The organism is Gymnodinialimonas sp., assembly GCF_059726805.1.
Genome location: NZ_AP041059.1, coordinates 1,096,647 through 1,120,643, shown reverse-complemented (window position 1 = coordinate 1,120,643; position 23,997 = coordinate 1,096,647). Strand labels below are relative to the sequence as shown.

24 protein-coding genes and 1 riboswitch are annotated in these 23,997 nt (G+C 64.3%); of the genes, 12 read left to right on the top strand and 12 right to left on the bottom strand.

Annotated elements, in window-relative coordinates:
* Nucleotides 1–129: 129 nt before the first annotated feature.
* The 3 genes from AC6I9R_RS05520 to AC6I9R_RS05510 all read left to right on the top strand — a co-directional run bounded on the left by AC6I9R_RS05520 (nt 130) and on the right by AC6I9R_RS05510 (nt 3,345).
* Complete coding sequence (locus AC6I9R_RS05520; protein WP_497863072.1) at nt 130–2,289, top strand: YjbH domain-containing protein; 2,160 nt, start codon at nt 130–132, stop codon at nt 2,287–2,289.
* Nucleotides 2,280–2,978, top strand: a complete 699-nt coding sequence (locus AC6I9R_RS05515) for a YjbF family lipoprotein (protein WP_461427829.1) — start codon at nt 2,280–2,282, stop codon at nt 2,976–2,978. The genes AC6I9R_RS05520 and AC6I9R_RS05515 overlap by 10 nt, the downstream gene beginning before the upstream one ends.
* A 163-nt stretch (nt 2,979–3,141) precedes the next feature.
* Nucleotides 3,142–3,345: a hypothetical protein gene (locus AC6I9R_RS05510; RefSeq protein WP_461427828.1), complete on the top strand. Its 204-nt coding sequence runs from the start codon at nt 3,142–3,144 to the stop codon at nt 3,343–3,345.
* A gap of 169 nt (nt 3,346–3,514) precedes the next feature.
* Here the strand turns inward: AC6I9R_RS05510 and AC6I9R_RS05505 are convergent, their stop codons facing one another.
* Nucleotides 3,515–4,876 (bottom strand): polysaccharide biosynthesis/export family protein, encoded by a 1,362-nt coding sequence (locus tag AC6I9R_RS05505; RefSeq protein ID WP_497863071.1) that lies wholly within the window; start codon nt 4,874–4,876, stop codon nt 3,515–3,517.
* Nucleotides 4,877–5,181: 305 nt separating this feature from the next.
* Between AC6I9R_RS05505 and AC6I9R_RS05500 the strand changes: the two genes are divergently transcribed.
* On the top strand, nt 5,182–5,922 hold the full coding sequence (locus tag AC6I9R_RS05500; RefSeq protein ID WP_461427818.1) for a metallophosphoesterase: 741 nt from the start codon (nt 5,182–5,184) through the stop codon (nt 5,920–5,922).
* 69 nt (nt 5,923–5,991) lie between these two features.
* Here the strand turns inward: AC6I9R_RS05500 and AC6I9R_RS05495 are convergent, their stop codons facing one another.
* Nucleotides 5,992–6,669, bottom strand: a complete 678-nt coding sequence (locus AC6I9R_RS05495; protein WP_461427817.1) for a sugar transferase — start codon at nt 6,667–6,669, stop codon at nt 5,992–5,994.
* A gap of 246 nt (nt 6,670–6,915) precedes the next feature.
* Here AC6I9R_RS05495 and AC6I9R_RS05490 point away from each other — a divergent pair, with 246 nt between their 5' ends.
* On the top strand, nt 6,916–8,013 hold the full coding sequence (locus tag AC6I9R_RS05490; protein ID WP_461427816.1) for a DUF1972 domain-containing protein: 1,098 nt from the start codon (nt 6,916–6,918) through the stop codon (nt 8,011–8,013).
* A 10-nt stretch (nt 8,014–8,023) separates the two neighbouring features.
* Here the strand turns inward: AC6I9R_RS05490 and AC6I9R_RS05485 are convergent, their stop codons facing one another.
* The 5 genes from AC6I9R_RS05485 to AC6I9R_RS05465 form a co-directional block, all read right to left on the bottom strand.
* A complete protein-coding gene (locus AC6I9R_RS05485) occupies nt 8,024–8,263 on the bottom strand; it encodes a TFIIB-type zinc ribbon-containing protein (protein WP_461427815.1) in 240 nt (79 codons plus the stop codon).
* Between the two features lie 79 nt (nt 8,264–8,342).
* Nucleotides 8,343–8,663: a DUF5665 domain-containing protein gene (locus AC6I9R_RS05480; RefSeq protein WP_461427814.1), complete on the bottom strand. Its 321-nt coding sequence runs from the start codon at nt 8,661–8,663 to the stop codon at nt 8,343–8,345.
* A 115-nt stretch (nt 8,664–8,778) separates the two neighbouring features.
* Nucleotides 8,779–9,048, bottom strand: a complete 270-nt coding sequence (locus AC6I9R_RS05475) for a hypothetical protein (protein ID WP_461427813.1) — start codon at nt 9,046–9,048, stop codon at nt 8,779–8,781.
* Between the two features lie 124 nt (nt 9,049–9,172).
* Nucleotides 9,173–9,673, bottom strand: coding sequence for a tRNA (cytidine(34)-2'-O)-methyltransferase (locus tag AC6I9R_RS05470; protein ID WP_461427812.1), 501 nt, complete (start codon nt 9,671–9,673; stop codon nt 9,173–9,175).
* A complete protein-coding gene (locus tag AC6I9R_RS05465) occupies nt 9,666–10,502 on the bottom strand; it encodes a DUF6206 family protein (RefSeq protein WP_461427811.1) in 837 nt (278 codons plus the stop codon). Before AC6I9R_RS05465 ends, AC6I9R_RS05470 begins: the two co-directional genes overlap by 8 nt.
* Before the next feature lie 176 nt (nt 10,503–10,678).
* Between AC6I9R_RS05465 and AC6I9R_RS05460 the strand changes: the two genes are divergently transcribed.
* From AC6I9R_RS05460 to AC6I9R_RS05450, 3 genes are all read left to right on the top strand, one after another.
* A complete protein-coding gene (locus tag AC6I9R_RS05460; protein WP_497863070.1) occupies nt 10,679–11,404 on the top strand; it encodes a hypothetical protein in 726 nt (241 codons plus the stop codon).
* A gap of 57 nt (nt 11,405–11,461) precedes the next feature.
* Entirely contained in the window at nt 11,462–11,929 is a 468-nt protein-coding gene (locus AC6I9R_RS05455; protein ID WP_461427809.1) for a HugZ family pyridoxamine 5'-phosphate oxidase, read from the top strand.
* Nucleotides 11,930–12,103: 174 nt separating this feature from the next.
* Nucleotides 12,104–12,634 (top strand): hypothetical protein, encoded by a 531-nt coding sequence (locus AC6I9R_RS05450; protein ID WP_461427808.1) that lies wholly within the window; start codon nt 12,104–12,106, stop codon nt 12,632–12,634.
* Nucleotides 12,635–12,664: 30 nt separating this feature from the next.
* On the opposite strand, the gene AC6I9R_RS05445 is transcribed toward AC6I9R_RS05450, so the two are convergent.
* From AC6I9R_RS05445 to AC6I9R_RS05430, 4 genes are all read right to left on the bottom strand, one after another.
* Nucleotides 12,665–13,150, bottom strand: a complete 486-nt coding sequence (locus AC6I9R_RS05445; protein WP_497863069.1) for a DUF427 domain-containing protein — start codon at nt 13,148–13,150, stop codon at nt 12,665–12,667.
* A gap of 134 nt (nt 13,151–13,284) precedes the next feature.
* Nucleotides 13,285–15,576 (bottom strand): glycosyl hydrolase family 28-related protein, encoded by a 2,292-nt coding sequence (locus tag AC6I9R_RS05440; protein WP_461427806.1) that lies wholly within the window; start codon nt 15,574–15,576, stop codon nt 13,285–13,287.
* A 364-nt stretch (nt 15,577–15,940) separates the two neighbouring features.
* The gene (locus AC6I9R_RS05435) at nt 15,941–16,360 is read right to left on the bottom strand and encodes a DUF4864 domain-containing protein (RefSeq protein ID WP_461427805.1); all 420 of its coding nucleotides are present in this window, start codon (nt 16,358–16,360) and stop codon (nt 15,941–15,943) included.
* 52 nt (nt 16,361–16,412) lie between these two features.
* Nucleotides 16,413–18,059, bottom strand: coding sequence for a lysine--tRNA ligase (locus AC6I9R_RS05430; protein WP_461427804.1), 1,647 nt, complete (start codon nt 18,057–18,059; stop codon nt 16,413–16,415).
* 101 nt (nt 18,060–18,160) lie between these two features.
* Between AC6I9R_RS05430 and AC6I9R_RS05425 the strand changes: the two genes are divergently transcribed.
* Nucleotides 18,161–18,577 carry a tellurite resistance TerB family protein gene (locus tag AC6I9R_RS05425; RefSeq protein ID WP_461427803.1) on the top strand — a complete coding sequence of 139 codons (417 nt, stop codon included), beginning with the start codon at nt 18,161–18,163 and terminating at the stop codon, nt 18,575–18,577.
* Nucleotides 18,578–18,633: 56 nt separating this feature from the next.
* On the opposite strand, the gene AC6I9R_RS05420 is transcribed toward AC6I9R_RS05425, so the two are convergent.
* Nucleotides 18,634–19,179 (bottom strand): gamma-glutamylcyclotransferase family protein, encoded by a 546-nt coding sequence (locus AC6I9R_RS05420; RefSeq protein WP_461427802.1) that lies wholly within the window; start codon nt 19,177–19,179, stop codon nt 18,634–18,636.
* 74 nt (nt 19,180–19,253) lie between these two features.
* Nucleotides 19,254–19,359: riboswitch (glycine riboswitch) on the top strand.
* Nucleotides 19,360–19,505: 146 nt separating this feature from the next.
* Here AC6I9R_RS05420 and gcvT point away from each other — a divergent pair.
* The 3 genes from gcvT (at nt 19,506) to gcvP (ending at nt 23,943) form a co-directional block, all read left to right on the top strand.
* Nucleotides 19,506–20,606: a glycine cleavage system aminomethyltransferase GcvT gene (gene gcvT / locus AC6I9R_RS05415; RefSeq protein ID WP_461427801.1), complete on the top strand. Its 1,101-nt coding sequence runs from the start codon at nt 19,506–19,508 to the stop codon at nt 20,604–20,606.
* A 31-nt stretch (nt 20,607–20,637) separates the two neighbouring features.
* Nucleotides 20,638–21,000: a glycine cleavage system protein GcvH gene (gcvH, locus tag AC6I9R_RS05410; RefSeq protein ID WP_461427800.1), complete on the top strand. Its 363-nt coding sequence runs from the start codon at nt 20,638–20,640 to the stop codon at nt 20,998–21,000.
* A 108-nt stretch (nt 21,001–21,108) separates the two neighbouring features.
* Complete coding sequence (gene gcvP / locus AC6I9R_RS05405) at nt 21,109–23,943, top strand: aminomethyl-transferring glycine dehydrogenase (RefSeq protein WP_461427799.1); 2,835 nt, start codon at nt 21,109–21,111, stop codon at nt 23,941–23,943.
* Nucleotides 23,944–23,997 lie beyond the last annotated feature (54 nt).

Sequence of the window (23,997 nt, the reverse complement as noted above, 5' to 3'; positions counted from 1 at the left end):
GTGGCGTGTCTGCATCGGCCTCGGCTTGGATACGCCCAAGCCGAGCGTTGTCCTTTTGGTTTGCCCCTGGCTTGGGTATGACTTGATACAAGTAATTGCCCTTCAGGAAGCTGATGATTGATGACTGGGATGCGCCTCTATTTTCGGGTTGGTTTGGCAGCGTGTGCGTTCGCGGTTCCGGGCCATGCCGATGAGGCGCAAAGTCTTTCAGGCCGCCCGACGCTGAACAGCTACGGCCTTCCTGGATTGATTGACATGCCCACGGCAAACACCATGCCGGACGGCGAGTTGGGTTTCACCGTATCGACCTCGGCGGCGGGCAACCGCGGCACGCTGTCGTTTCAGGTGCTGCCGAATGTGACGGCGACCTTTCGGTATTCGGGAATTGATCTGGCAATCGCGGGCGACCGAGAGCTTTTCTTTGACCGCAGCTTCGACCTCCACTGGCAGGCGCTGGATGAAGAGACCTGGGGCTGGTCCCCGGCGGTCGCGATCGGCATTCGGGACATCGCGGGCACGGGGGTTTACGGCGGCGAATATATCGTTGCGACACGCCATTTCGGCGCGCGTGACCAGGTGGCCGTGACGGCCGGCCTGGGCTGGGGCCGCCTGGGCGAACGCGACGGCTTCTCGAACCCCCTTGGCGTTTTTGACGACCGGTTCGAGACCCGCCCGGCCCGGGACGTCGGCAACGGCGGCACAGTAAACTTCGACCAGTTCTTCCGCGGTGACGCGGCGGTGTTTGGCGGGATTGAATGGCAAGCGACGGACCGGCTGCGGTTGCAGCTGGAATACTCCTCGGACACCTACACCATTGAGACGGCGGACGGGTTGATTGACGCCAGCTCTCCGTTCAACTTTGGTGCCACCTACCAGATCTCCAACGGGATCCGAGGCGGGGCTTATGTGCTTGGCGGTGACACCTTCGGCATTTCGCTGGCGATGACCCTGAACCCGCACCGGCCGCCGGTGCCCACCAGCTCGGGCGATCCCGCGCCCAGGCCCCTTGCGGTACGGGCGCCCCAGGCCACACCCTATGACACCAATTGGGTCAGCCAACCGGGCGGCGCCGAGGTCCTGCGCGACAGCTTTGCATTGCTGTTCGAGGATCAGGGCCTGCATCTGGACAACCTGACGATGGATGCGCACCGGGCCACGATCCGGGTGCGCAACAGCCAGTACAACCACACGTCCCAGGCCTTGGGCCGGGTTCTGCGCGCCATGAGCGCGGCGCTGCCGCCCTCGGTGGAAGTGTTCGAAGTGATCTTCGTGGTCGAAGGGATCGACACGACGCGGGTCCGGATTTCGCGCACGGATCTTGAATTGCTGGAGTTTGATCCTGGTGGCGCTGAACTGGCCCTCGCCGTGGCCGAGGTGGAGGACGCGCGGTCCGTCGCCGACCCCGTGGGCCTGGAGGTAACGGTGCCGCGCTCGCGCTTCACCTGGGGCATCGGCCCCTATCTGGAAGGCTCGATCTTCGACCCCGACAACCCGATCCTGCTGAACGGCGGCATTCAGGCCCAGGCCGAATACCGCTTTGGCGGTGGCTTTGTGGCCGAGGGCCGCGTGCGCGCCGCCCTGGGCGGCAACCTGGACGAGTCGCAAATCGTGAACGCCGATGTCATCCTGCCCAACCCGCCGCCGGTGGTGCGCACCAACGCCGCGCTCTACCGCCAACAGTCGGACTTCTACCTGGAGCGGCTGACCCTGGCGCACTACGGGCGCCCGGCCGAGAACCTCTACAGCCGCGTCAGCTTCGGCTATCTGGAGCGGATGTACGCAGGCATTTCGGGCGAATTGCTATGGCAGCCGGCCCATTCGCGGCTGGGGCTGGGGGTAGAGTTGAACCACGTCTGGGCGCGGGAATTCGACGGCGGCTTCGGGCTGCGCGATTACAACGTCACCAGCGGCCATGTCTCAGCCTACTACCGTCTGACCGATGATTTCGACCTGCAGGTCGATGCGGGCCGCTACCTCGCCGGCGATTGGGGCGCGACGTTCCGGCTGGACCGGACGTTTGATAACGGCTGGCGGGTGGGGGCCTATGCGACCTTCACGGACGTGTCGTTTGAAAGCTTCGGCGAAGGCTCTTTCGACAAGGGGATCGAGCTTACGATCCCCCTCGCCTGGTTCCTGGGCACCTCCAACCAGCGCACGTCGGAGGTGCTGATCCAGCCGGTCCTGCGCGATGGCGGCGCACGGGTGGAAGTGGAGGGCCGCTTGCATGATCTGGTGATCGATTACACCCGTCCGCGGTTGGAAGACACGGAGGCGATGATATGGCGGTAAGAGCCTGCTTGGCCGCACTTCTTGCGGCCGCGACCCTGTCGGCCTGTGGCACCTCGGCCAATGACCCGCTTCTGGGGGCCGTGCGCGGCCTGGCCCAAGGGGCCGTGGGCGGCGTGTTGGGGCGCGAGGCCGAGGCCCCGCCCGCGATTGACCCGCGCCAGGTACTGACCCGCGACATCATCAATCAGGCGGGCCTGCCGCTGATCCTGCTGGAGCGCGCCGCCAGCGGCCCCGGCGTGACCATGGTCCGCATGGCGACCAACGGCCCGAATGAGACCTGGCAAGGCGATGGCGGGGCGACGGTCACCCTAAGCCGAGAAGGCGTTTTGCGCGCCACGCGCGGGGCGGGGACCGATCTTTACGCCGCCGATATCGCCGACACACGGGCAGCATTGGTGCACGGCCGTTCCGGCGTGGTGTCCCGGCTCTACGTCCATGTCGAGGGCGATCTGGAGCAGCGCCAAACCACCTTCCGCTGCGAGATCGCGCGCGAAGGCTCGGAACGGATCGCGATCTTTGGCCAGGCCCGGACCCTGACCCGTGTCACAGAGACCTGCTACCGCGATCCCACAGGCGAGCATGGGTTTGAGAATCGCTATTGGGTCGACGGCTCGGGCTTTGCCTGGGTGTCCGAGCAATGGGCCGGTCCAGCGTTGGGCCATTTCCGCGTCGAACGGCTGTTCCGGTAAGCGTCGCAGGTCCTGCCGCCCTGTCTTTCGCTATTTTGCCTTGTTGGCTTGGCCGCATTTGCGGAAAGGGGCTTGGTTTCGACCGTCTCATCCCTGTGCGTTGTCATGGGGCTGAGTCTGCGTTAAAAGGAGGCTAGTCTTTTTGCATATTTGGAGAATGCCCATGAAAACGGCCCTTCTGACGACCGCTCTTATCGCCGCTCTTGGCACCTCTGCGATGGCTCAGGGCATCCAGCCTGTGACCAATGCGCCGGCCACTGACGTCACCGTCGGCACCCTGGAAGCTGAGAACGGTATCCTGATCGCGCTTCTGGCGGCGGCAGCCATCATCGCCTCCGTCGCGTCTTCTTCCGACGGCAGTAACTAAGCGGCGACCGCGCCTGCGCGATCAGCGCCCGTATAATTGAAAAAGCCCCGCCCGGGTTGTGATCCGGGCGGGGCTTTTTTGTGTGCTTTTGCTTCAGGTGGCTGCGGCCTTTTTTACCGCGCAGCTTGTCCCAAAACCGGTGCCCACTTTTGGGGCCGCGCTTGTGGCCTCAGTTCACCGCCGTCGCGCCGAGGTTGAGGATCGTCGGCGTGATCTGGTTGATCACCCGGTTCCAGCGCGTCACCGGCTGTTCGGCCACGAAAATCACGTCGCCCGGGCGCAGCTCCAGCCGGGTGGCCAGCACCAGGTTGGCCGCGTTCGAGCCGTCCAGCTGATAGGCCGTGACCGAGCTGGCGTAGGACGAATTCTCCTGGGCGCGCATCAGGTAGATCTGCGACGGGTTGCCGGTGCTCGCACTCCAGCCGCCCGCATCAAAGAGCGCATCGGCCAGAACCGCGCGGTTCTCGAACGGCAACTCGAAGCGGCCCGGCGAGGTCACTTCGCCCGCGATATAGACGTACTCACCGCCCTCGGCCCCGAACTCCAGCCGGTCGCGGAAGTTCTGGCGGCTCTCGTCCAGCGCGCCGCGGCGGATCGAGACCTCGGTCTGCAGCTCGGCGATGGCATTGGCCCGGGCGCTTTGGGTGTATTGGGCGCGCGCGATGACCTCTTCGAAATAGGCCTGGGCCTGCTCGAAATCATAGGCGGTGTCGACGAACAGGCTGTCGCCGTCAATCAGCCGGACCCGCTGCAGCCCCTGGTTGGAATAGAGGTCCTGGGTCGGGATCTGGTAGAGGTTGCCGTCGCGGTAAATGCGGATCACCGCGAAATCGTCCGAGCTGATGTCCAGGCCCCCCGCCGAGGCCAGAACCTCGGCCAGATAGACCGGCGTCATGCCCACGGGCACCACGCCCGGGCTGCGCACCGCGCCGCCGACCGAGATCCGCTGCGAGTTGAACTCGGCCACTTCCAGGCTGAACGAGGGGTCGATGCGCGCGGCGATCAGACGCTCGAAGATCGCGTCCTCGGCCTCGGCCAGCGTCATGTCGCCTACGGTGATCCGGCCGACATCGGGAATGGCGATGTCGCCGTCGTCCTGCACGGTATAGCCCTGGCGCTGGTTCTGGGCGGCCACGAGCCCGGCCAGCTCTTCAACGGTCGATTCGCCGCGCGGCGTGGCCAGCAGCAGCACATCGCCCACGCCGATCCGGTACGAGCCGGGGTTGACCTGGGGCGGCACCCGCAGCTCCAACGCGCCGGGGCGCGCCTGGGCGTCAAACACCGGGTCCGGCAACCGCGCGCCGCCGCGCGGGCCGCTGCCGCCACCGGCAATCCTGGAAAACGCCGCCGGCAGATCCTGGGGCTGATAGGCCGAACGGTTCGCATGGGTCACCACCGCCGGCGACAACTCAACCACCCGAACCCCGTCCTCACCGCCAAACTCCGACACATCCGGCGACACATACGCCGACCCACACGCCGACAAGCCCAACATCCCCAAGCCCGCCATCACCGCGCGTAGTAGCTTCATCTTTTTATCCTCCATTTAGTGGGTCAGCGATTCCCGACACACCAATTGTCCCCTCTCACATACACTCTTCGCGCCGAACGCACACGGCCATCCCCGCAAAAACCGCCCCCTTTTCCCAAACCACGATGCATCCAAGCCACGGTCGTCCGGGGCCGTGATCCCAAAGACCTTGTGAAACAATTATCGGATTGCACATCATCCACAGACGGCCTTTGATCGACGACAACGGAATTGCAGTGGGCGGGACGTTGCCGCCCCGGAAAGACGGACCATGGCACGGTGGACAACATGATGGCGTGGGCAGCATGACGGAATGGACGGGCCCTGCGCCGGAAGAAGTGGTCTATGTCGTTGGGGATATCCACGGCAGCATCGACAAGTTGGAGACGCTGCTGAACCGGATCGACGCGGATACTGCCGCCCATGCCGGCGTCGACAGCAAGGTCGTGTTCGTCGGGGATTTTATCGATCGGGGCGAAGCCAGCGCCGACGTGCTGCGCTTCATGGCCCATGTGACCACCACCTATCCCGACAAGCTAATCGGCCTGATGGGCAACCATGAGCGGATGCTGCTCGATTTTCTGTCTGATCCGACGGGATCAGCCAAGCGTTGGATCCGCTATGGCGGCTTGCAGACGCTGGCCAGTTTTGGCGTCGGGGCGGGTCTGAGCACCAACAGCCGCGGCGCCGGAGAGCTTTTGGACGCCGCCGGTGATTTGATGGAGGCCATGGGTCAGGAGCTTGTGGACTGGGTCTCGAACCTGCCTCTGTCCTGGTCGTCGGGCACGCTGTGGGTCGTGCATGCAGGCGCCGATCCCGCGGTCTCGATGGAGGCGCAGTCGCCCAAGACGTTGATGTGGGGCAAGGAATCCTTCCTGAAGACAGAGCGTCGCGACGGCCAATGGGTCGCCTTCGGCCACCATGTCTTTGAGGCGCCTTATGCGGAAGCCGGGCGGATCGCCGTCGACACCGGCGCGGCCTATGGCGGGGCGATGACAGCCGCGCGCATTGATCCGTCAGGGGACGTGACCTTCATCAGCGGATAGGTGATTTGCGTGGTTTAGGAGACGGAAGGCCCGCCGCAACTGAGCCGTCTTGCGGGCCCGTTGTGTCGCTCAATCACCGCGTCCGGTGAACACCGTCACCAGAGTGCGCCAGGTGATCCAAAGGTCCAACACGAACCCTGCATGGCGGATATAATCGATATCGCTCAATGCTTTGGCGCGCGTCGCATCGCGGCCAACGGCATAGCCAAGCTTGATCTGGGCTAACCCGCTCATCCCCGGGCGAATGACGAAGCGGCGGCCATATTCCGGTATCTCGGTCAGGAATTCCTCGGCATGACGCACGCAATCGGGGCGCGGGCCGATCAAGCTCATCTCTCGGCGCAGGACGTTTATGGCCTGGGGCAGTTCATCCAACCCCATACGCCGCAGGATCCCGCCGAGCGGCGTGATCCGGTCAACCTCTACCGGGTCATTGGCCCCCCGCTCCTGCGGTCCGCAGGTCATCGTGCGGAATTTGAACGCAAGAAACGGCATGCACCCCTGGCCCATGCGCTGTTGACGGTAGAGCAGCGGCCCCGGATTGAAGAGCGGGTTGAGCACCAGAAGGATCAGCGCCAGGCAGGCGACAATCGGCAAGAGAAAAAGCGCGCCGACGACGTCAATGACCGACCGAAACCGCCAGTAGGCATCCGAGCCGCCGACACCCGCAGCCCGTCTGTGTGCACCCAGGCGTCGGTTTGGCACCGGCAATGCGACAGAGCGGTCAAAGTCCGGGACGATCGTCATCTCATTCCTCAGGCCATTACAGGGCCGCATACCAACAATGTTTCGTCAGGCGCAAATCCAACACGCCGCTCAATATCAACTGTAATCAACCTGATGACATTAAAGATTAGGTTAATACAGAGGCGAGTCTAGAACACAATATCGCGTGTCGCCTAGGCTTTGCCTTTTCCAATTCGGATCGTGATCATATAGCGTGCCCCAGGGATCACGGGTGCCAAGCAGGTGCCAACCTTCCAAAGGGTTGAAATGAAAGACATAAACCGCCATCGGATCGCGATCCTGGGGTCCGTGGGGGTCCCCGCGAGATATGGCGGATTTGAGACGCTGGCAGATAATCTTGCGCGCTTTCATGCCGACACGGATCGCCCCGAAGCGCTGAGCGTCTATTGCAGCCGTCCCGTCTACCCCGATCAGCCCGAAACCTTCGGCAAGGCAGAGCTTCGGTACTCGCGTTTTCGCGCCAATGGGGCGTCGAGCGTGATCTACGACACGACCACGCTGCGCGATGCAATCACCCGTGGCACCGATGTGGCGCTGTTGTTGGGCGTGTCCGGGGCCATCGCCCTGCCCGCCCTTGCGCGAAAAGGCACACGCGTTGTCACCCATGTGGACGGGCTGGAATGGCGGCGCGGTAAGTGGTCCGCCCCGGCCCGCGCGTTCCTGCGCTGGTCCGAAAAGCTGGCGGTGCGCCATTCGGACGCCGTGATCGCCGATAGCCCCGCCATTGCGCAGCATCTGCGCGCGGAATACGGGGTCGAGGCCGAGGTCATTGCCTACGGCGGCGATCACGCCACGACGCCGCCGCAACCGCCCTCTGCCGCGCCGGAAAACCTGCCCGAGGGCTATACGCTGGCGCTCTGCCGGATTGAGCCCGAGAACAACGTCCAGACCATTCTTGAGGCCTTCACGGAAACGGGTAAACCCTTGGTTTTCGTGGGAAACTGGGACGACAGCCCATATGGGCAGGGCCTGAAAGCCCGGTTCCAGGGCACGGCGAACCTGCGCCTGCTGGACCCGATCTATGCGCCCGGGCCGCTCTTTGCGCTGCGCCAGGGGGCGCGGGCCTATGTTCACGGCCATTCCGCCGGTGGCACCAATCCCGCGCTGGTCGAGATGATGCACATCGGCCACCCGATCCTGGCGTTTGACTGCACCTTCAACCGGATCGCGACCCAGGACGCGGCGCAATACTTCACTGGCAAAACAGACCTCAAGGCCGCGCTGGAGGGGCCGCACCAGGCCGGACAGGGCGCCGCGCTACAGGAAATCGCGCAGCGGCACTACACTTGGGCGAAGGTCGGCGCCCAGTATTTTGACCTGTTCAGCCGGTTGGCCGCGCGCTGAGGGCGGCACTTCAGAAATCGAAGATATCATCCAGGAAAGACCCGCGCTTCTTGCGGCGGGGCGCGCGCGCGTCCTCGTAGCTTTCGCGCGGTTCAGGCGCCGGGGCGGCCGCGCTGGGGACGGAGCGTTCGATGATCTTGTCCAATTCGCCTCGGTCCAGCCACACGCCGCGGCAGGAGGGGCAGTAATCGATCTCCACACCCTGGCGGTCCGACATCACAAGGGTGGTTCCGTCGATGGGGCATTGCATGAGCGTTCTCCATTTGGGTCAGATCTGCGCCGTCCCAAAACATGTAAGCGGCAATGCGCACATCTCAAGCGTCGGGCGTTCAATCCCCGCCGTTGACCGCTCCCTCGATCTCTTGCGCGATCTGCGCCGACCACTCGCCGATGATTGGAATGAACTCGATCTGGCTCAGCGCCCAGATGATCAGCGACAGCAGAACCGTTGCGCCGATCACCGTGCCAAGGCCCACCGCCATGCCGACCGCGAACCGGAAGAACAGCACGCGGGGGACCGATTGGTAGACCTGGAACATCCGATGCTTGCGCAAGAACGTCAGCTCTTCTCGCAGCGCGCGCACCTCGGCCTCCAGGCTCGGTTTGTCGTCGGTGGCAGCGGGTTTTTGTGCATAATCAGGGTCAGACATCACCGGAGGCTTTCAGGTTTGGGGGCCGTGCAAACGCATCTTGCCACCTGCGAATACTCATTCGCGGGTGGCATGAAAAGCTTTTCCCAAAACGGGGGCCTGTGTCGGGGCGGTCTTAGTTGACCGGCTCGGGCTCAGGATCCGGCGTCAACGCATCGTTTGCAGCCTCCTGAAGCGCCGCAATCTCGGCTTCAGTGTCAAACTCGTGATTGATTTCATAGGTTTGCATGATCGCGCTGGCCTCGGTCCCGTTGTCGCGGATCGAGCCCGAAATCATCGTGATCGCCAGCAGACCCAAGGCGACACAAGCCGCCGTCAGGACGACCCAGTCGACGCTGATGGCACCGCGCTCATCAGCGAGGAAAGTCTTAAAATTGAGGGCCATTATTGGGACTCCAGCCTGGCAATTACGAATTACTTCGACCCAGAACACCCAAAGATTGCGGCACTTTTCGGGCGCCGGTTTGAAAATCGTGAGGCCCCTGCCCAGGGCGACCCGGCCAACCGCGCTATGTCAGATAAGCGCGCATGGCCTGGTAGATCACCGCCGTGGCCGCATTGGCGAGGTTCAGGGAGCGGATGTGGGGCGAGCGCATGGGCAGATGGAACGTGCGATCCGCGCGGCCGTCCAACACCTCGGGCGGCAGGCCCTTCGTCTCTTTTCCGAAGACCAGATAGGCGTCGCCGGGATACTCCGGCCCGTAGACAGAGCCGCCCTCTCCGCCGTTTTCAAACAGGAACAGCTGGTCGGCGCGCGGCGCGCGGTCCGCCATGAACGCCTGCCAGCTGTCGTACTCGCTCAGCCGGACGTGCTTCCAATAATCAAGCCCCGCCCGCCGCACGGATTTCTCCGTGATATCAAAGCCCAAGGGGTGGATCAGGATCAACTCCAACTCCAGCGCCACGCAGGTGCGTCCGATGGTGCCGGTGTTGCCGGGAATTTCCGGGTGGACCAAGACGACCTTCATGTCGGCGCGACAGTCCCCAGGCCGCAAAGCGGCGTCAGGCATGGGGCCGGTCACGTCCGGCAAGGCTGCTCCAACGTCCGACATTGATCTTCGCAGCCCGCGCGTGCCGCGCCAGTTGCGCCTGCACGGCGTTGCGCCACGGCCCTTCCAGGCGGGTGGCGGCAAACCTGTCGGCCCAATCCAGGATCTCTTCCGCATCCGCCGGGCGCAGGTGCAACGCGCCGTCGATCAGCGTCTGGACAGATCCCGCGGGCGTATACCAGCGGTCCTGCATGTCGCGCAGACGCCCGGGCAGAACCTTGCCAAGCCCGCGCACCAGGCCATTGTCGGCAAACCGCTGGATCAATTGCCCCATCTCGTCACGGCTGTAGGAGATCAACGGCGGGAACGTATCGAGGAACAAGGGGCCGTTCTCGTCCATGCCGAAACGCTCGATCAGGGCATGGAAGCCAACCCGCTCGGGCCGCTGCGCGACGCGGCGCCAGAACTCGGCCACATCGGTGGCGACCCGGTCCAACAGGCCAATGGCGGCCTTGGGTCCGGCCTTTCGGATCAGGGGCACCAACATACTGTCGTCGGGCACCGCCTTCTGCACGATGACCGGACGCTGCATCCCCGCCTCGTCGATCAGGCGCAGGTGCGTTTCCGGCACGCGCACGCCCGCAAGGCGCAGGCAATCAATGTAGGAGTCGTGACGGCGCGCCAGCAATTCCTGCACTTCTGGGTCGCGCCCGCCGCGATAGACTGTCATGACATTGCCCGCCAAAGGCCCCGAGCGCAGGCGCATGGGTTGGCCAAACGCACGCTTTTCCCCGGGCATCGTCGCGCCTGCGGCAAGGGCCGCTCGGATGTTGCCCGACAGCTCAACCATGGGGCGCGTGCTGGCAGGGTCCAGCGGTAAGGCGATATTCGTTAAGCAAACACACAGTGGCCAAAACAGCGATTCCCCCGAATCTGTGGCGTGTAGGCCGTAGCATGGCGGTCTGCCCGCAGTTGCAACAAGGCGCGTTAGGGATTTGTTAACTCTATGCGGCCTTTATCTCACTTATGCGTTGCAAGGGGGTCACGGTTTGGGGTCTTGGCGTGGTGGTGGGTCTAAGTGCCCTGCCGGCCACGGCTGGCCCGTGGGCGCGCGATGCGGGCGATGTTTTCGTGTCATTCCAGGTCTCGGCGGAAGAAGCTCCCTCGGATCTGATGGCCGGCCTGTGGGAGCCTGAAACCTACCTGAGCCTCTATGGTGAGGTGGGTCTGGGCCACAGTCTGACCCTTGGCATCGACCTTGGCCAAGGGGACCTGAGCCGTCAGGCGGTCGGCTTCCTGCGCTATTCCCTAAGCGCGCCTGAGGCGACCTGGCAGTTTGCCGTCGATGCAGGCCTTGGCGTGCGGCAATTGGGCGATGCGGACCCCCATGGGCTTTTGCGCCTCGGCGCGTCCCTCGGGCGCGGGTTCGGCGGCGGTGGCGACGCCTGGTACATGCCGATGCGCCACCAGGGCGGCTGGGTCACGCTGGATCTTGTGGCGCTCTATGATCTGGAGATCGACCAGCCGATCCTGCAGGCCGAGGGCACCGTCGGGTTTAACCTCTCAGACCGTGCCGCGCTGGTGTTCTCGCTGAAGGCCGAGGATTGGCCCGATGCCGATCCCCTGGTGACGGCCTCGCCGTCTTTCGTCTTCCAGATCCGCGACGGCACCTCCCTGCGCCTCGGCGCGCGGGGGGCGTTGACCGGCAGCGATGCGGTCGGGATGTCACTGTCGATCTGGCAGGAGTTCTAACGCGCACCGCACCCCTCTGCCCTCGCCCCCGGCCCCCTCGCCTGTTATTCTCGCGCCATGACCAACCCCATCCGCCCCACCGACGACGACGCCCGCGCCCTGGCGCAAACGCTGATCCACACCGCGCGCTTCGCCGCCCTCGCCGTCCTGGACCCCGACACCGGCACCCCCGTCGTGACCCGCATCGCCCTTGTCCCCGGCACGGACGGCGGGCCCCTGTCGCTGATCTCCACGCTGTCCACCCACACCACCGCGCTCAAGGCCAACCCCGCCTGCTCGGTGCTGATCGGCGAGCCCGGCCCCAAGGGGGATCCGCTGACCCACCCGCGCCTGACCCTTCAGGCCGTGGCCACCCCCGCCGACAAGTCGGCCCTGAAGGGCCACTACCTGTCGCTCTACCCCAAGGCGCAGCTCTACTACGACTTCACCGACTTCCAACTGACCCAATTCGCCCCCACCGGCGCGTTCCTGAATGGCGGCTTCGGCAAGGCCTTTCACCTCACCGCCGCTGACCTTGTGGCCTGATAGCGAAATTCAGTCGAACTGAAACATCGCGCATCACTCAACGCGTTGAAATCTTTGATTTCAGGCAGCGTTGAGTGATACGAGTTCATGAATTTCTGCTTTAATCGACCCAATTTCCCGCCGATGCCGCCTTAACCATTAGGCACCGCGAAAATTCCATGTCATCTTGGACCCATGACACAGACCTCTCTCGACCCCACCCTGATCGGCATCTGGCTGCTGCCCGGCCAACCTCAGACCTATGAGATCACCGAGGATGGCAGCTATTACATCGCCGAACCCGATGAGCCGCTCAGCTTTGAGGACGGTGGCGCGCGGATGATCTGGGGCGGGCGCAGCTATACGCGGGTGATGGGCGAGGGCGCGACCCCCGTCGGCACCTGGCGCGAGGATGATACCGGCGACGGCTGGGATTTCACCGCCGATCACGCCTACACGATCCTCAGCGCGAGTGATGAAACCGGAGAGACCTTCACCGGCATCTGGGCGCTGCGCAACGAGGGCACCAGCCTTTGGACCTGCGAGAAGCAGGCGGATATCGAGACCGACGGCGCGCATCTGACCTTCGTCACGCCGGGCGGTGACCGGCTGAGCTATGGCTACAACGTGGCCGAGGGGCTGCTGTCGCTGTTGGATCCCGACACCTGGCAAGAGCTGACGCGCTATATCAGCGCCGAGCGGATGGTGCGCAGCGCGGCAGGCTAACCGCCTTCCAGTGCCCCGCCCGCTCGCGGGCTACCAGTGTAGCGTCCCCATCGCGCCCTTGATCCGGCCGGTCAGGTTCGGCGTCACCCATCCGCCATAGAAATCCCCGGGCTGGGGCACCACGCGGACACTGCCCACAAAGGCCTCGTCCAAGGACGTGGCATAAAAGGCCACGTAGTCCCGCAGCGCCTCAAACCGGGCCGTGGGGGCGGGATAGCTCCAGGCGGCCTTGCGCGCCCGGCGCCCGTTGATCACCAGATCATAGTAGACCGCCCGCCCCTTCCATTCGCAGAACGTCTCATGGGCCACGGGCACGAGGGCAGAGCCCAGGACATCAGCAGGCGGAATGTAATACGTCGGCGCGTGGTGCGTCTCCAACACCCGCAAACCCGCCTCACTATCGGCCACGGGCACGCCCTTGAAGACCGCGCGCAGGCGCTGCGCCACGGGCTCCAGCGCGGGCGGGCGCGGATAGTCTTGCACAGATTCAACGGCCAGCACGGTTTCCTCCTCCATCCCGCCGCATCTACCGCGCGCGGCCCGAAAGGAGAAGCCGCGAAACGCAAGACCCCCGGGCTGCCGTCGCATGCCCGGGGGTCCCCCATCACCTCACGCGTCCACCGCGTGCCGCGCGCGCAAGGTGACCTGCGTCAGTTGTCGCAGCGCGCCGTAACATAGGCCGCCCCGCGCACGGCCTGGGACCAGGTCACACGCAACGTCTGCCCTCCCACGCCTTGCAACCCCTGCGCATAGGGTGAGGAATAGACGATCACGTTGGAAACCGACCGCAGCGGGCCATCGGGCAGCACCGACAGCGCGTATTTCGCAGGCGCGCCGAAGGGCAGCCAATCGCTTAGGTCCACGTTCCAGGTCTGCACCGCCGACCCCTGTACCGACCGGATCGAGATCGGGTTTTCCGTCCGTTTCACGATGCCGTGGAACACGTTGCCCTTGAATTCCAGGTCCGCCGTGCGGTTCAGATCCAGATTGGCGATAGAATCATCCACCCCGTCCACGGCCTCCAGCTGCGCGCCGTTGGTCTTCTTGAACAGGTTGCCCGTCACCGACATGCCGTTGATGAAGTGGTCCGAGCCATGGGGTTTGATCGCGATGAACCGCATCCAGGGCGCCGTATTGGTGGCAAAGAAGATGTTGCCCTGAACCGTCAGCCCGTGGAACGACAGCCCGCCCGAGAAATCGGGGCTCGGGTCCTTCTCGTTCGTCCACTCGATGTAGCAATTGTCGACGTAGTTGCCGGTGAAGGTACACTTGGCGTTGGCCTCCGCGATCACCAAACCGGGGGAGCGGACGCCCTCCACGATGCCGTCGCCCTGGAAGAAGTGGTTGCCCGAGATGATGTTGCCCGAACCCGAAATCACCCCGAAGTGCAGGAACTTGTTGGCCCGGTTGTCGCGGATCTTGCAGTCGCTGGAGTTGATGTTGAAGCAGATCGTCTTGCGCTGCGGCACGTTGATCGCCTGTTCGTTCGACAAGAACTGGCAGCGGTCGATCTGCATGCCCTGGCACCCCTCGTCCGCCGAGGTAATCGCCCGGTCCTTGGGGGCGGTGAAGAAGCAATCCTGGATCTGGAACACCAGGCCATCGAGCGACAGGTTGATCGCCGAACAGAGGCCACCACAAAGGAACTCGATGTCCGACACGATGAACCGTTGCAGGTTCTGCCAGCCGATGAAGTCGAGCATGAACTTGAAGCGAGTGAAGGTATAGGTCTGGTTGGCCGGCGGCGCCCCCAGGGGCGAGGACAGGAAGACCTTGTTCTGCGCGGCATTGACGGCGCGCACATAGACCTCGCGCCCGACGCCCTGGGGTGCGGTAACCAGCGAGCCCACCTCGATGGAGGCCGCGTTGGACACGTTCGACAATTCAAACGCGCTGTTGGCCGACCAATTGGCGCTGCGCGAGGTGACTGTGTCATTCCACGCGCTGGAGGCGGCAGCTGTGAACTGCCCGTTGCGCAAAACGCGGCGGTTGGCATAGGTGTTGCGGTTGCCGACGATGGCCTGAATATCCAGCGGCGCGTCCAGCACGACGCGGCGACCACACAGATCGAACGCCTCGAACTCGGACTGGTTGAACAGCTGTTGCAGGCCCTTCTTCAGGCCGGTGACCTCGTCCCCGAACGCCTCGGTATAGCCGTCGAGGTCGAAGTTCTCGTTCAGCGACAGGCGGGCCGCGTCTGGCATCACAAGGCGGCCCTCGAAGCGGGCGGGGTTGGTGAGGGTCAGGTTGTTGCCGACGTAGTAATCACCGGCGGGGATCAGCACCTCGCGCCCGGCGGCAGCGGCATCGGCGGCGAAGAACGCGGCGCGGTCGTCGGTGGTGCCATCGCCCACGGCACCGTAGTCGCGCACGTCGACCCAATCCATCAGCTTGCGGTGGAAGACCGAGGTGACGTCCTCAACCGTGATGCTTTCGATCCGCACCTGCCCGCCGTTGGGGCCGGTCAGGTCAAGGCCCACATGGGCATAGCTGGGGCCCGTGCCCCAAGCCATGTCGACGCCGCCGCGCTCGCCCGAGCCCAGGATCGCGCTGACCGTCACAATGCTGCCGTAGCCCGGGATATCGACCGAGGAGGCCGTTTCGGTCAGGCCCGAGACATAGGTGTTTGACCCGGTGCCTGGCCAGGCCGCGATGCGCACGTCGGGCAGGTTGCCCGACAGCACTTTGACCCGCGCCGAGATCCGAAGGTAGGTCCCCGGAATGACGGGCGTCTGCCCCATGGAACGCAGTTTGGTGGTGGCATCGATCTTCACGATTTCCAGGCAATCGCCGAAATCGCTGTCTGCCGCGACAATCGCGGCATTGGGCGCGGTGGCCCATGTATCGCTGCCTGGACGGCCATCCTGCCGGGACCAATCGCCCAGGCCATCGGCAAATGCGGGCGGCATCAAGATAAGGCCGTCTGTGATCACCTGGTTCATGTCGTACCCCTTTTCCGCGCGGGGCTATCGCCCAACCAAAGGGGCCCCGCATCATCCATCGACCGGAACAGGGGCAACCGAGGTGCCCTGAACGGTCACCTCGGTTGTTTTGCAATGTCTGAAAACGTCCGGGCGATCAGCCGACTGGGACGGCCGATTACCCGGATTGCAAGGCCATGATTAGGCCATAGAGATTAAGAGACCGTTAACGCAGCGTAGAAAAGTGAGGTGGTTTGGGCCCGGCCTTGGACATCATGCACCGAGGCCGAGCGCACCGCAGGTGCGCGAGGCCCCCGGCGACGCCGTCAGGCGGCGCAACCCCTCAATGTCCGGCGCCCGTTGCAGCGCGAAACGGCGGCCGCGCTCAAGCCCCCAGCGCGGGGGCCCGCAGGACCTGAACACCGTTGATCCGCCAGCCGTCCTCGGTTTCGATCATCGCGTAGCCCAGGTAATGCAGGTTCCCCGCCTGATCGACAACCTCCACCCGCTGCACGATCACCGCGCCAAAGGTCTGCAGGTCGATGAAATCGACCTCTGCCGGGTTCCAGACCATCGGATAGCCCTGCTCGACCATCCGCCCGAAGTTCTGCGGATCGCCGAACATGCCTTGGATGTTGGGGCTGGCGTATTGCCAGGCGTCCAGCACGTCCTCGGCGCGGAACGCGTTGATCTGGCTGCCGATCACGGCCTCGATCTCGGGGTTGGGGTCCAGCATTTCCTGGGCACTCGCGGGCAGCAGGGCAGCAAAGGCGAGGGCAAACGACAAAACGGCGGCGCGGATCATGGGGCATCTCCTTTATTCGATGCTCCGCAACCTAGCGCCGCCGCGCCGGATTTCAGGTCACAAGTTTGCCAGCCAACCCGTCCTCGATCAGCTGCACCGTCTCCGCGATGCCGTAAAGCGCGATGAACCCGCCGAACCGCGGGCCCTGCGACGCCCCCAACAGCACCTCGTAAAGGCCCGAGAACCAGGCGCGCAGCGGATCAAACTCGTGGGTCTTGCCGATGGCAAAGACGATGGACTGCAGAAACTCGTCATCGTTCCAGTTGACCTCGGGCAGCGGCACATCCTTGCCCTCCTGCGCGTTCTTGCGCGCGATCACGTCCAGCGCCTTGTCGGCATCGCCGAGGCAGGCCACCAGCTCTTCCATCGCCCGGCGCTCTTGATCCGTGGCCAAGCGGAACACCCGCGTCGGCTTCACGAAATCATTAAAGTAGCGGATCGCAAAACCCGCCGCCTGATCCAGATCGGGGTTCTTTTCCGGGCTCGCCTCAGGCGCATAGCGGTTGATGAAGCCCCACAGCTTCTCTTTCTCCTGCGCGCCGGAAACGCTGGCCAGGTTCAACAGCATCGCGAAGGGCACCACCATCGTGCTGGCGGGCACGTAGTGACCGTGGATGTGGTAGACCGGGTTCGCCAAGCGCGCGCCCGTGTCCTGGCCCGCGTAAGCGCGCAGCTGTTGGTGATACTCATCCACCGCCTTCGGGATCACGTCAAAATACATCCGCTTGGCCGTGCGCGGCTTGCCGTACATGAAATACGCAAGGCTCTCAGAGGACGCATAGGTCAGCCATTCGTCAATGCTGATCCCGTTGCCGGATGTTTTGGAGATCTTCTGCCCGTTCTCATCCAGAAACAGCTCGAACGTGTAGTTGATCGGCGCCGGTGTCCCAAGGATCTTGCAGATGCTGCCGTAGATCTCGGCGTTGGTGGAATGGTCTTTGCCGAACATCTCGAAATCGACGCCAAGCGCCGCCCACCGGGCCCCGAAATCAGGCTTCCATTGCAGCTTCACGCGGCCACCCGTCACGGGCAGCGTCCACTCACGCCCCTCCTCATCATCAAAAGTGATCGTGTGGTCTTCCGCGTTCACCTCTTTCATCGGCACATACAGCACGCGGCCCGTTTCCGGGTGGATCGGCAGGAAAATCGAATAGGTCTGCTGACGCTCTTCGCGCAGGGACTTCAGCATCACCTTCATGATGTCGTCGTAGCGTTCCACCGCGCGCTTGAGGATCTCGTCAAACTTGCCAGAGCCATAGAACTCCGTCGCGCTGATGAACTCATACTCAAACCCGAAGGTATCCAGGAACCGCCGCAACATCGCATTGTTATGGTGGCCAAAGCTCTCGTGGGTGCCAAACGGATCAGGCACACTCGTCAGGGGCCGCTGCAAATGCTCCGTCAGGCTATCCGCGTTGGGGACATTGCCCGGCACCTTGCGCATCCCATCGAGGTCATCGGAAAAACAAATCAGCTTCGTCGGGATGTCGCTGATCACCTCGAACGCACGGCGCACCATGGTTGTGCGCAAGACCTCTCCGAAGGTCCCGATATGGGGCAGGCCCGACGGGCCATAGCCCGTCTCGAACAGCACATATCCCTTCTCGGGCGGCGCCTTTTCATAGCGTTTCAGCACGCGCCGCGCCTCTTCAAAGGGCCAGGCCTTGGAGGTCATTGCAGCGTCGCGCAGGTCGGTCATCTCATCTCACCTTGAAATACGGGCCAAATTGCCCGGCCCCGCACCTATTGTTTACCGGCACGGTCGTCAATAAATGGAACACCAACCCAGGAGATCCAAGAATGCCCGACCACAGTTTCAGCCCCGAAGACAGCCTTGTGGCCGTGATGGTGGGGATTTCCGTCTCCGACGAGACGATCCGGACCGAGGAATTGTTGTCGATCGAGCAGATGGTGAACTACCTGCCCGTGTTCGGGGCTTACGACGCGGACCGGATGCGCCGCGTGGCCAATGTGGTGTTCGACCTCTTTGAAGAGGAAGACGGCTTGGACGCGCTCTTTGGGTTGGTGAAGGAAAACCTGCCCGAGCATCTGTTTGAAACCGCCTATGCGCTGGCCTGCGACGTGGCCGCCGCCGACGGCAAACTGGCCCAGGCCGAGCTGCGGTTCCTGCAAGAGATGCGCGATGTTTTCGCCATCGACCGCCTCCACGCCGCCGCCATTGAACGCGGTGCCCGCGCCCGGCATCTTACCGTATAGCCGCGTAGCGGCGTAGGTTTCACCGTTTAGCCGCGAAGCGGCGTAGGTTTTGGGCTCTATCGGGCCCCTACCCGCGCCAGGTTTCTATCCACGAAGGCCCGCTCCGCCCGCGTCAACTCGGTCGCCCGCGGATAAATCGGCGCCGCGCGATCGTCGCGGATCGGGTGGTGCCAGCCGCCCGTTGTCTCAAAAAACGCCTGCGCGCCCGCCTCTCCGAATTCGGCCAGATAGCCCTGAATGACGGTATCGAGATAGCTCAACAGGATCGGGTGGTGCTTGGTGTCCACGTGCTGCGGCTCCACCGCGTAGATCTGGACATCGAGGCCGTCCCCATGCCCATGGCGGATGTCGCCCACGCCGTGGCGCGCATACGCCGCCTCGCGCACATCCAGCGCCGCCCAATCCGCGCCCGGCACGGCGGCGATCAGCCCGGCAATCTCACCGCCCGAATCAGGTTCCGCCGTCAGATAGGCCACTTCGCGCAGAACCGTGCCCTTCCAGGTCCGTCGCCAGCCCGTCACATGGGCCTGAATGGCCTGCGGATAGGCATGGGTTTTGCGGTTCACAAGGCTGCCGTAGCCAAAGAAATACGGATCATTCATGGCTCTCGAATGGGGCAATTGACGAAAGCTATCAACCCCTCTTGAAAGCACCGCGCGTCTCTGTATTCTTTCGCATGCAACCATAGGGAGACTCTTGGCGACGCCGCATCGCGACGTCGCTTTGGGCCGAAGGAGCAACCGCCCCGGTAAACTCTCAGGCAAACGGACCTGTGGTGGCACGACAGTACTCTGGAGAGTGAGGGCCATGACCCTCCGCCGAAGGGATAACGATCTCAGGCCGAAGGACAGAGGGGGCATCATAGGGCGCAGCGCTTGAGCTGCGTGTGGGTGATGCCGGGCCATTTGTCCCGTGCAAGGGGACGATGATGGCTGAGGGTGATCTCAAGACACTGGCACTGGCCGATCTGCACGCCGAATTGGGCGGTAAGTTCGTGGGTTTCGCGGGCTACGCGATGCCCGTGCAATATGCACGCGGCGTGATGGGGGAACATCTCTGGACCCGCGAAAGCGCGGGGCTTTTTGACGTCAGCCACATGGGCCAGGTCATGCTGCCCGCCGACGCGGATCTGGAAGCGCTGGTGCCGGTGGATGTGCTTGGCCTGGCCGAGGGCCGCCAGCGCTACGGATTTTTCACCAATGAGAACGGCGGCGTGCTCGACGATCTGATGATCGCCCGCGTGCCGGATGGCTTGTTCCTCGTGGTCAACGCCGGGTGCAAAGACGCCGACATCGCCCATCTGCGCGCGCGTCTGGGCGGTGTTGAAGTCATTCAGGACCGCGCGTTGCTGGCCCTGCAAGGACCAAAGGCCGAGGCCGCCCTGGCCGCCCTGGTCCCCGGCGCGGCTGAGATGCGTTTCATGGATAGCACCCGGCTGGACTGGGACGGGGTCGAGCTGTGGATCAGCCGCTCCGGCTACACCGGCGAAGACGGGTTCGAGATCTCGATCCCGGACGCGCGGTCCGAGGCCTTCGCGCGCGCCCTTCTGGCCGACGACAGGGTCGCGCCCATCGGCCTCGGCGCCCGCGACAGCCTGCGGCTGGAGGCCGGGCTGCCGCTTTATGGCCAGGAGATGTCCGCCACCATCAGCCCCGTGGAGGCCGGCCAGGCCTGGGCCATCGGCAAGGTCCGCCGCCCCGGCGGGCCGCGCGCGGGCGGCTTTCCCGGCGCCGATGTGATCCTGCCGCAACTGGGCGGCAATGCCCCGCGCCGCCGTGTCGGTCTTCTGCCCGAAGGCCGCGCGCCGATGCGCGCAGGCGTTGAGATCTTCGCCTCCCCCGAGGCCGAAAACCCCATCGGCACCATCACCTCCGGCGGTTTTGGCCCCACCCTGGGCGGCCCCATGGCCCTTGCCCTCGTGGCGGCAGACACCCCCAAAGACGTGCCGCTCTACGGCGAGGTGCGCGGCAAGCGCCTGCCCGTCACCCAGGTCAAACTGCCCTTCACGCCCCCCGGCTACAAACGCTAACCCCGATATTGAAAAAAAGACGGAGACCCCGATGAAATTCACCGAAGACCACGAATGGCTCGACGCCGATGGCGACATCATCACCGTTGGCATCACCGAACACGCCGCCACCCAGCTTGGCGACGTCGTCTACGTCGAACTGCCCGAGGTGGAGACCCAGGTCTCCAAGGGGGATGAGATCGTGGTGATCGAATCCGTCAAAGCTGCCTCCGACATCATCGCGCCGCTCGATGGTGAGATCGTGGAGGTCAACGACGCGCTCGCCGACAAGCCCGCGCTGGTCAACGAAGACGCCATGGGCGCGGCCTGGTTCTTCAAGATCAAGGTCGAAAGCGCGGACGCGTTGGACGAGTACATGTCCGAGGATGAGTACAAGGATCTGGTGGAGGAATAGCCCCCGGACCCCAAACCTTCGCCCCCCCGGCAGACCGGCCCTCCGGGGGGAGTTTTTCTGGCAAGATGAAAGAGCAAGGCCCGCGCGGGTCTGCCGATGGAGCCCCCCATGCCCTGGACGACCACCGATTACGACCCCACCGATTTCGCAAACCGCCGCCACATCGGCCCCTCGCCCGCAGAGATGGCCGAGATGTTGGAATTCATCGGCGCGTCCAGCCTTGATGCGTTGATTGACGACACGGTTCCCGCGTCGATCCGGCAAACGGGCGCGCTGGAGTGGCCTGCGTTATCCGAGGCAGAGCTGCTGGAGCACATGCGCGCCATCGCGGCCAAGAACAAACCGATGGTCTCGATGATCGGCCAGGGCTACCACGGCACCCACACGCCGCCCGCGATCCAGCGCAACGTGTTGGAAAACCCCGCCTGGTACACCGCCTACACGCCCTATCAGCCCGAGATCGCCCAGGGCCGGCTCGAGGCTTTGCTGAACTTCCAGACCATGGTCGCAGACCTGACCGGCCTACCCGTTGCCAATGCCTCCCTGCTCGATGAAGCCACCGCGGCGGCCGAGGCGATGGTCATGGCGCAGCGGTCTTCCAAATCGAAGACCCGCGCGTTTTTCGTCGATGAGAACTGTCACCCCCAGACGATCGCCGTGATGCAGACCCGCGCCGCGCCCCTGGGGATCGAGATCCTGACCGGCGCGCCCGACACCCTCAAAGCCGACACCGTCTTTGGCGCGATCTTCCAATACCCCGGCACCTTCGGGGGCCTGAACGACCCCACCGCGCAGATCGAAGCGCTCCACGACGCCAAAGCCATCGCCGTCGTCGCCACGGATCTACTCGCCCTGACCCTCATCAAGGAGCCCGGCGCCATGGGCGCGGACATCGCCATCGGCTCGGCCCAACGCTTTGGCGTGCCCCTTGGCTACGGCGGGCCCCATGCCGCTTTCATGGCCTGCCGCGACGCGCTGAAGCGCGCGCTTCCGGGCCGCATCATCGGCGTCTCCGTCGACAGCCACGGCCACAACGCGTACCGGCTGTCCCTGCAAACGCGCGAGCAGCATATCCGGCGTGAGAAGGCCACCTCCAACGTCTGCACCGCCCAGGCGCTGCTGGCCGTCATGGCCAGCTTCTACGCGGTGTTCCATGGCCCCCAGGGCCTGCGCGCCATCGCGGAACGCGTGCACCTGCGCGCCGTGCGCCTGGCCGCCTCCCTCAGCGCGGGCGGCTACCCGCCTGAAAACGACACCTTCTTCGACACCCTCACCGTCCACGTCGGCGACAAGCAATCCCGCATCATGGCCGCCGCCGTGGCGCGCGGCATCAATCTGCGCGACGTGGGCGCGGATCGCATCGGCATCGCCGTCGATGAGGTCACGACCGAGGCGCATATCGAAGCCGTCTGCCGCGCCTTCGGCGTGCTCGTCGCGCCCGTCCCCAGGACCCCCGCGATCCCCGAGGATCTGCTGCGCACGTCGGATTACCTCACCCACCCGATCTTCCACATGAACCGCGCCGAATCCGAGATGATGCGCTACATGCGCCGCCTCTCGGACCGCGACCTGGCGCTCGACCGCGCGATGATCCCGCTGGGGTCCTGCACCATGAAGCTGAACGCGGCGGTGGAGATGATGCCCGTCACCTGGCCCGAGTTCGGCAACCTGCACCCCTTCGCCCCCGCCGATCAGGCCGAGGGCTATGCCGAGATGTTGGAGGATCTCTCCGCCAAGCTGTGCGAGATTACCGGCTATGACGCCATGTCGATGCAGCCCAACTCTGGCGCGCAGGGCGAATATGCGGGGCTTCTGACCATCGCCGCCTACCACCGCGCGAACGAGCAGGATCGCAACATCTGCCTGATCCCCGTCTCGGCCCATGGCACCAACCCGGCCTCTGCCCAGATGGCGGGCATGCAGGTTGTCGTGGTCAAATCCCAGGAGGACGGAGATATCGACCTGATCGATTTCCGCGCCAAGGCGGAGGCCGCCGGCGACAAGCTGGCCGCCTGCATGATCACCTACCCCTCCACCCACGGCGTGTTCGAGGAATCGGTGCGCGAGGTCTGCGCAATCACCCATGAGTTCGGCGGTCAGGTCTATCTGGATGGCGCCAACCTCAACGCCATGGTCGGCCTGTCGAAACCCGGCGAGTTGGGCGCAGACGTCAGCCACCTGAACCTGCACAAGACCTTCTGCATCCCCCACGGCGGCGGCGGCCCCGGCATGGGCCCGATTGGCGTGCGCGCGCATTTGGCCCCGCATCTGCCCGGCCACCCGGAAACGGGCGGCACCCAAGGCCCCGTCTCGGCGGCGCCTTACGGCTCGGCCTCGATCCTGCCGATTTCCTACGCCTATGTGCATCTGATGGGCGGCTCCGGCCTGACCCAGGCCACGAAGGTGGCGATATTGGGCGCGAACTACATCGCGCAGCGGCTGGAGGGCGACTACGGCGTGCTTTTCAAGGGCCGCACGGGCCGCGTGGCCCACGAATGCATCCTAGACACCCGCCCCTTTGCAGAGGCCGGGATCACCGTGGATGACATCGCCAAGCGTCTGATGGACCACGGCTTCCACGCCCCCACCATGAGCTGGCCCGTGGCCGGCACCTTGATGGTGGAGCCCACGGAGTCCGAGACAAAGGCCGAGTTGGACCGTTTCATCACCGCCATGCAGGCGATCCGCGCCGAGATCGCGGAGGTCGAAGGTGGCCAGATCGCGGCTGTCGACAGCCCGTTGCACCACGCCCCCCATACGATGGAGGACCTCGTCCGCGATTGGGACCGCGCCTACACGCGCGAACAGGGGTGTTTCCCGCCGGGGGCCTTCCGGGTCGACAAATACTGGCCGCCCGTCAACCGCGTGGACAATGTGGCGGGCGACAGAAACCTGATCTGCACCTGCCCGCCGCTGGATGATTACATGGAAGCGGCAGAGTGAGGCCGCGGGGCCGGGTTTTGGGGCTTGTTTGTGGTTAATGAAACATTAATGAAA